The sequence below is a fragment of the Lactiplantibacillus paraxiangfangensis genome, from assembly GCF_036246185.1.
Lineage (GTDB): Bacteria > Bacillota > Bacilli > Lactobacillales > Lactobacillaceae > Lactiplantibacillus > Lactiplantibacillus paraxiangfangensis.
Window position 1 is genome coordinate 1 of the sequence record NZ_BTPW01000051.1, and the last position, 6,900, is coordinate 6,900.

6 protein-coding genes and 1 pseudogene are annotated in these 6,900 nt (G+C 41.4%); 2 read left to right on the forward strand and 5 right to left on the reverse strand.

The window, feature by feature from the left end; all coding sequences use genetic code 11:
* The 4 genes from AAA939_RS15015 to AAA939_RS15030 all read right to left on the reverse strand — a co-directional run.
* A partial coding sequence (locus tag AAA939_RS15015; protein ID WP_262345421.1) for a ferritin-like domain-containing protein occupies nt 1–120 on the reverse strand: 120 nt, incomplete at its 3' end.
* Nucleotides 121–368: 248 nt separating this feature from the next.
* Entirely contained in the window at nt 369–1,262 is an 894-nt protein-coding gene (locus AAA939_RS15020) for an IS3 family transposase (RefSeq protein ID WP_112234114.1), read from the reverse strand.
* Nucleotides 1,259–1,933, reverse strand: coding sequence for a helix-turn-helix domain-containing protein (locus AAA939_RS15025; RefSeq protein WP_125547621.1), 675 nt, complete (start codon nt 1,931–1,933; stop codon nt 1,259–1,261). Before AAA939_RS15025 ends, AAA939_RS15020 begins: the two co-directional genes overlap by 4 nt.
* 41 nt (nt 1,934–1,974) lie before the next feature.
* Nucleotides 1,975–3,153, reverse strand: a complete 1,179-nt coding sequence (locus AAA939_RS15030; protein WP_125547623.1) for a transposase — start codon at nt 3,151–3,153, stop codon at nt 1,975–1,977.
* A gap of 254 nt (nt 3,154–3,407) precedes the next feature.
* Between AAA939_RS15030 and spxB the strand changes: the two genes are divergently transcribed.
* A complete protein-coding gene (gene spxB / locus AAA939_RS15035) occupies nt 3,408–5,219 on the forward strand; it encodes a pyruvate oxidase (protein ID WP_203643187.1) in 1,812 nt (603 codons plus the stop codon).
* A 68-nt stretch (nt 5,220–5,287) separates the two neighbouring features.
* Nucleotides 5,288–6,667 (forward strand): FAD-dependent oxidoreductase, encoded by a 1,380-nt coding sequence (locus tag AAA939_RS15040; RefSeq protein ID WP_203643179.1) that lies wholly within the window; start codon nt 5,288–5,290, stop codon nt 6,665–6,667.
* A gap of 120 nt (nt 6,668–6,787) precedes the next feature.
* Here the strand turns inward: AAA939_RS15040 and AAA939_RS15045 are convergent.
* Nucleotides 6,788–6,900 (reverse strand): annotated as a pseudogene (locus AAA939_RS15045) (IS30 family transposase); the annotation flags it as partial.

A 6,900-nucleotide genomic window follows, 5' to 3' on the forward strand; every position in this document is an offset into this window, starting at 1 on the left:
GTGCAACTTCAAAAAGTTGGGTCCACGCATGTACCAATGCGTCTGATGGATAATCATTGACATCTGGCTCAAATCGGCAACGAGTTGATTTAATACTGCTTTGGTTTTCGTATATTTCATTAGATTGATCTCCTTTCGATATGGTCATTATAACATAGTGGTAGCTTAATCTGAAACGTTATAGACTGGCAAATTAAGTTATTTATAGCCCGTAGAATTAAGTCGTTTTGAAAAGATGGAGACGTTATATGGTAGATTGTAAAATTAAATAAATCTACAATTGAATTTTATTTACCTTATGAAGATGTTCAAAACTGCACTAGGCCCTGTCAAGTTGACAAATGAAATAATATAAAGTTTTTGGTCACTTAGATGGCTTCATTCCAGTATTCATCCGGGGTGAGGCCATTTCTTTGTGCTGAGCGATTGTCATGATTAAAATATTCGATTCCTGATTCAACGAGCGTTATTAACTCTTGATAGGTCTTTGCTCGCGGATGACGCGCCATCCAGCGAAGTTTAAATTCATTCCACCAGCGCTCCATCGGGGCGTTATCATATGGTGTTCCTGGACGCGACATACTGCGGGTGATCTCAAATTGATTGATGAAATGATTGAACGCTCTTGAGGTATACGCCGAACCACGATCGGTGTGAATAAGTGATGGGACCTTACCAACTGCAGTAAAGGCACGCTGAAAAACCTGGATCTCAGCGGCACTCGTTTCTGTGGCGCTGAGATTGTATGCCAAGAGTCGGCGACCATATAAATCCAAGACACCACTTAAGCGGACTTTGTACTCACCACTAAGCCCATAAGTTAGTTCAGTTGAATCAGATAACCAAACTTTATTGGGCGCTGTCACTTGAAAGTTTTGCTTTAAAACATTGTCGAGTAAATATTGTTCAGCTTGTTTGGCCCGTTTATGCTTCTTTGGCCGTACTTGACAGCGAATATCAAGTTCACGCATGACCCGGCGAACTTGCTTCAAAGTTACCGGAAAATCAATTAGTTTATCCGCTTGTAAGTTAGTCAGAAGATTTCCAGCACCGATACCTTGGTGGTGAAAATCAAACCAATATTGGGTGCGTGTTTTGAGTTGTTTATTGTGCTTTTCCCATGTTGTTTCCTGTCGTCTAAGCCCTTTATGATAAGCTTGTCGGCTGACGCCGATAACGGTTAAAAGTTTCGTTACGGCACCATGATTACCTTGGCTGACTACCTTGATAGCGTGGTAAGCCAGCCGATGTGGTTTGTTCACCCCCTGCGCTGAAGTTCCTGAAATTTTTTTATGAAGGCCTCGTAGAGTTCCTTATCTGCCAGTTGTGCTTTTAGTTCTCGGATCTGGAGATTAGCCTTATCTAGTTCGGTTAATTCATGATTGGCTTTTCGATGCCCACGGTTATCTACGAGCGCTTCATAGCCGCCACTTTTAGTCTTGATCACCCAAGTACGGACCTGTTGGTAGGAGACTTGAAAGTGATCCGCGGCTTCGGTATACGAGTGTTTAGCTTTAGTCACATATTCAACGATCCTGATGCGTTCTTCAAAAGTTGTTTGCCGACTCATGGTAGGGACCCGCTTTCTAGACGGTCTGGCCGTCAAGGTTTTATCCCTATTATACCTGGAAACCCAGTTGTCGAGTTGTGTTGATGAACGTAAACCAAATTTTGTGGCTAAATCCAGCAGTGACCCTTCACCGGCCAAAAAAGCCTGAACAGCTTTAAGTTTCAATTCGTTGGAATAATGATTATTTGTGTGCGCTTCCGTGAGCCCTGCCAACCCATCACGTTCAAGGCGCGACTGCCAACGCATGAGCGTTTCTCGATGGATACCATGTTGTCTGGTAAAAGTCCCAATTGATAAACCTGATTGCTTGAATTTAGCTAACAGCGCCAACTTTTCCTGAAGCGTGTGTCTAGCTCTAGGCATACAAAAATCCCCCTATGATTAGTCAGATGAATTATAGTATTTCATCTGACAACCATAAAGGGATTATCGCAATCATAGGCCCAATTCATAACCTTATTGGCATCATTTTTATACTTCTTGGATTGTTCTTTTAAATACATTGTATAGGGAATAAGTGGCGTCGCTTTAAAATCCTTTAAAACAAAGTCATAATTTGGTTCACTACCATAACCTGCATCCGCTACTACGTAACGGAACGTGGCCTTTCTTTGTTGGACTTGATTCAAAAATGGGACTAGCGTTCTTTGGTCAGCTGGCCGTTGATTCAAATCATAAAATAGGACAAATTGATTTTGAGTACCAATCTGTAAGTTATATCCTGGTTTTAATTGACCATTTTGCATTGGATCTTCCTTCATTCGCATAAAGGTTGCATCATGATCAGTCTTAGAAAAACTGTTTCGGTTTCCCAGAATTTCAAGATAATCTTCATATTTTTGCTTCCGAGGCTTTAAATCCGAAGTAATAATATGCTTAAAATGTTTTAGTTTTCTTCGTCGTTGCTTTGATGGCGAGCCACCTTTAATGACTTTTTCTGCACTAATTTTCTGATCGAGGTCATCAATATCATGTTCTAATTCACGTTCTGCATGATCTAACTTCGCCAAAGTGCCTTCGGCATCAGTTGCTAGATTAACCTTTTCTTGAATCATGTCATCAAATAAGGCGCTAGCTTTTTCCTCTAACTTGGCATCATTTCGTTCGACGCTTTTTCGCCAAACAAAGGAGTATTTATTGGCATCTGCGACAATCTTTGTGCCATCAATAAATAACGATTCGTCATCCACTAAACCATATCCACTTAATTGTTCATGAAATTGAAGAAACATTTTTTTGATAATCCCTTTTGCTACTTGTGAAATTCGAAAGCGATTAATGCTCCGATAACTTGGGACTTCGTCCGGATTACCAATTAACCACTTCATTGGTAGGTTTTCCTCTGCCATTTCTTGGATAGCACGGCCAGAAAACGTATGACGCATATAAGCAAATAATAGGAGTTTCATCATCATCGCTGGCGAATATTTTGGTCGCCCAAACTTGTCAGCATCCGGATACAGAATTTCAGTGGGAATACTATCTACAAAATCACTAATTGAAACGACAATATGATTGGGATTAATTTTAAATTCAATTGGAAATGTTAATATGGTTTGGTTATTGTTATAATGTTTATACACGGTGGGCACCAACTTTCTTATTTTGTGGTGATTTAAGATTAACAGATTTGGGCACACCGTGCCTACATAAAATGAAAGAACCAGGAATTCAAATTCGAATTCCTGGTTCTTTTATTTTAGATTAGGACTTTTGTCCCAGCCACGATTTAAATTTCAAAAATGTAAGCGCTTGATTTTAGTGTCGAAAGAGAATAGACTTTAACTACATTGTTAAAAATTAAATTGTGCACCACATTCTAGTAGGAGGCATTTTTATGATTACCAAACACACCAAAGCAACTACAATTTCTGCCGGCACTGCACTTCTCAAAGTGCTAGAAGCATGGCAAGTTGATCACTTATATGGGATTCCTGGTGGCTCTATTAATTCGGTTATGGATGCTCTTGAGGCCGAAAAAAGCCAGCTGCAGTACATCCAAGTTCGTCATGAGGAAGTCGGCGCGATGGCAGCTGCAGCCGATGCCAAACTTACAGGAAAAATCGGCGTTTGCTTTGGGTCAGCAGGCCCTGGCGGAACTCATTTATTAAATGGTTTGTACGATGCCCGAGAAGACCATGTTCCAGTATTAGCATTGATTGGTCAATTTGGAACCTCCGGTATGAATATGGATACTTTTCAGGAAATGAACGAGAATCCCATTTATGCCGACGTCGCCATTTATAATGTTACTGCGGTAAATGCCAACACACTTCCCCATGTAATTGACGAGGCAATTCGCCGGGCGTATGCGCACCAAGGCGTTGCAGTCGTTCAAATACCTGTTGATTTACCTTGGCAACTAATTAAGGCTGAAGATTGGTACTCCTCAGCCAATAGTTACCAAAAACCCCTTCTGCCTCAGCCCAACCCTGAAAAAATAAAACAAGTGGTTGACATACTTCAAACGGCCAAACGACCACTAATCTATTACGGAATTGGCACGCGGGATGCTGGAAAAGAACTACAAGCATTAAGTCAACAACTAAAGATTCCATTAATCAGCACCTATCCGGCCAAGGGCATTGTCCCCGACGATTACGTGGCTTACCTGGGATCAGCCAACAGAGTGGCGCAAAAACCAGCCAATGAGGCGCTAGCACAAGCTGATACAGTCTTATTTATCGGCAATAATTATCCTTTTGCTGAGGTCTCTAAAGCTTTTAAGAATACATCTAAATTCCTCCAAATCGATATTGATCCGGCAAAATTGGGTAAACGGCACAAAACAAACGTCGCTGTCCTCGCTGATGCCAAATTAGCATTAGCAGCTATTTTACAACAGATTAATGAACGTGATGCAACTTCTTGGTGGCAAGCAAACCTAGCCAACAATAAAAATTGGCGGCAATATCTGGCTAGTTTAGAGAACAAAACAGATGGACCCTTGCAAGCATACCAAGTATTAAAGGCAGTCAACCAGGTCGCTGACCCCGATGCAGTTTTTTCGATTGACGTTGGTGACATCAATCTAAACGCTAATCGTCATCTGAAGCTGACTCCGAAAAACCAACATATTACGTCAAACTTGTTTGCAACAATGGGCGTAGGAATTCCTGGCGCAATTGCAGCGAAGCTGAATTATCCTTCAAGGCAGGTTTTTAATCTAGCGGGTGATGGAGGAGCAGCCATGACGATGCAAGACCTAGCAACCCAGGTTCAGTACCGTTTGCCAATTATTAACGTTGTCTTTACCAACCATCAATATGGATTCATTAAAGATGAGCAGGAAGATACAAATAAAAATGACTTTATCGGGGTAGAGTTTAATGACATTGATTTTAGTAAAATCGCATCTGGCGTGCACATGAAAGCATTTCGAATTGATAGAATCGATCAACTAACTGACACCTTCAATCAGGCAAGAGATCTTGCCAAAACAGAACCGGTTTTAATTGATGCTGTCATTACCGGGGAGCGACCATTACCCGCTGAAAAGTTGCGGTTGGATTCGTCGGTTTATCCAATAAATGAAGTTCAAGCGTTCAAACAACGCTACGCTGCAGAAGACTTACACCCCCTCGCAACATATTTGGCTAAGTATGGACTAACTGATGCACAAAACGAAGTTGGACAAGGTGGCTTCTAGATTAATCGTTTTGGGGTGTAGTTTTCTGAGTATTCTAAACTGATTATTTACTGATTGGAGGTATTAATGTGACTAGAAAAGTTGTGATTGTTGGTGCTTCACATGGTGGTCACCAAGCAATTATTGAACTACTTAATAGATATGACGATATTGACATTACCTTGTTTGAATCTGGCGATTTTATTTCCTTTATGTCTTGCGGAATGGAACTTTACCTGGAAAATGACGTTACGTCTGTCCATGACGTCCGTAATTTTCGTCCAGCCAGCTTTCCACAAGCAAACGTGCACATTCTAGATAATCATTTGGTAACTAAAATTAATCAGAGTCGACAAACTGTCTCAGTAAAAAATCTTAAAAGTAATCAGGACACCGAAGTTAGCTATGATAAGCTGATTCTCAGTTCGGGGGTGACCCCCAATGCATTGGCCGTTCCCGGTGCGGATCTAGAGAATGTGTTCCTGATGCGGGGCTATGATTGGGCGACGAAAATCAAGGCTAAGCTAGCTGATGATAACATTAAAAATGTAACAATTGTCGGAGCCGGATACATTGGTATCGAGGCCGCTGAAGCTGCCGCCAAGGCAGGCAAACAGGTTACTTTATTAGACGTTATCAGCCGTCCTTTGGGTACCTATCTAGATGCCGAATTAACTGATATTTTAAGTAATGAACTGGCGACAAGAGGAGTTAAAGTTCACACAAATATCGAAATTTCGGAATTCTGTGGTCGCAACGGACAAGTGGAGTGGGTCAAGAGTAAGCAGGACAATTTTCCAAGCGACTTGGTTATTCAAGCTACCGGGGTTAAAGCCAATACCAACTGGCTAAGAGGAACTGTTGATCTTGATGAACGTGGCTGGATCAAAAATGACCCCTATTTGCGAACAAATTTGTCGAATGTTTACGCGCTCGGCGATGCGACCTTGGCCTACTCGGTGGCTGCCGATAAGAAAATGCCAATCGCCTTAGCAACAGTGGCCCGTCGTGAGGCGCGGTATATCGTTAAGCATTTGTTTGAAAAAATACCCACTACGCCCTTTTCTGGTGTCGTTGGCTCCTCTGCTTTGAGTGTTTTCAGTTACAACTTTGCTCAAAGTGGATTAAATAGTTTCACTGCGCATCGTGCGGGCATCAACGTTAACAGTTCCTATTATGAAGATAATCTGCGGCCGGCTTTTATACCAAAAGACAAGGGAAATACAAAAGCTTATACAAAGCTTTTCTTCCAACCTTTTGATCATCGCCTAGTCGGTGGAGCAGTGCTATCAAAGCATGACATCACAGCGCAGGGGAATGTGTTGGCTTTAGCCATTCAATACCGGCTAACCTTAGAGGACCTAGCTGAAGCAGATTTCTTTTTCCAACCTGGGTTTGATCGGCAATGGAGTTTATTGAATTTGGCTGCTCAACATGCGCTAGGTGAAAGTGAGTTTACTAATAAATAAAGCGGCTTCCCTTTTTTGATAGATAATACGATAAATATAAAAAAGACAGGTTAAAGGCAATGACTCAAGAAAATTATTGCTCTTAACCTGTCTTTTTAATAATTTAGGTAGATTGCAAATTTAATCCGAATTTTTGGACAAATTTGTCAGCATAACCTGATACGGTGTTTGCCAGTCGAGTATTTTAAGCGGTCGCTGGTTAATTTGGAGTAACGTCGTCGTTAAATCTTGAG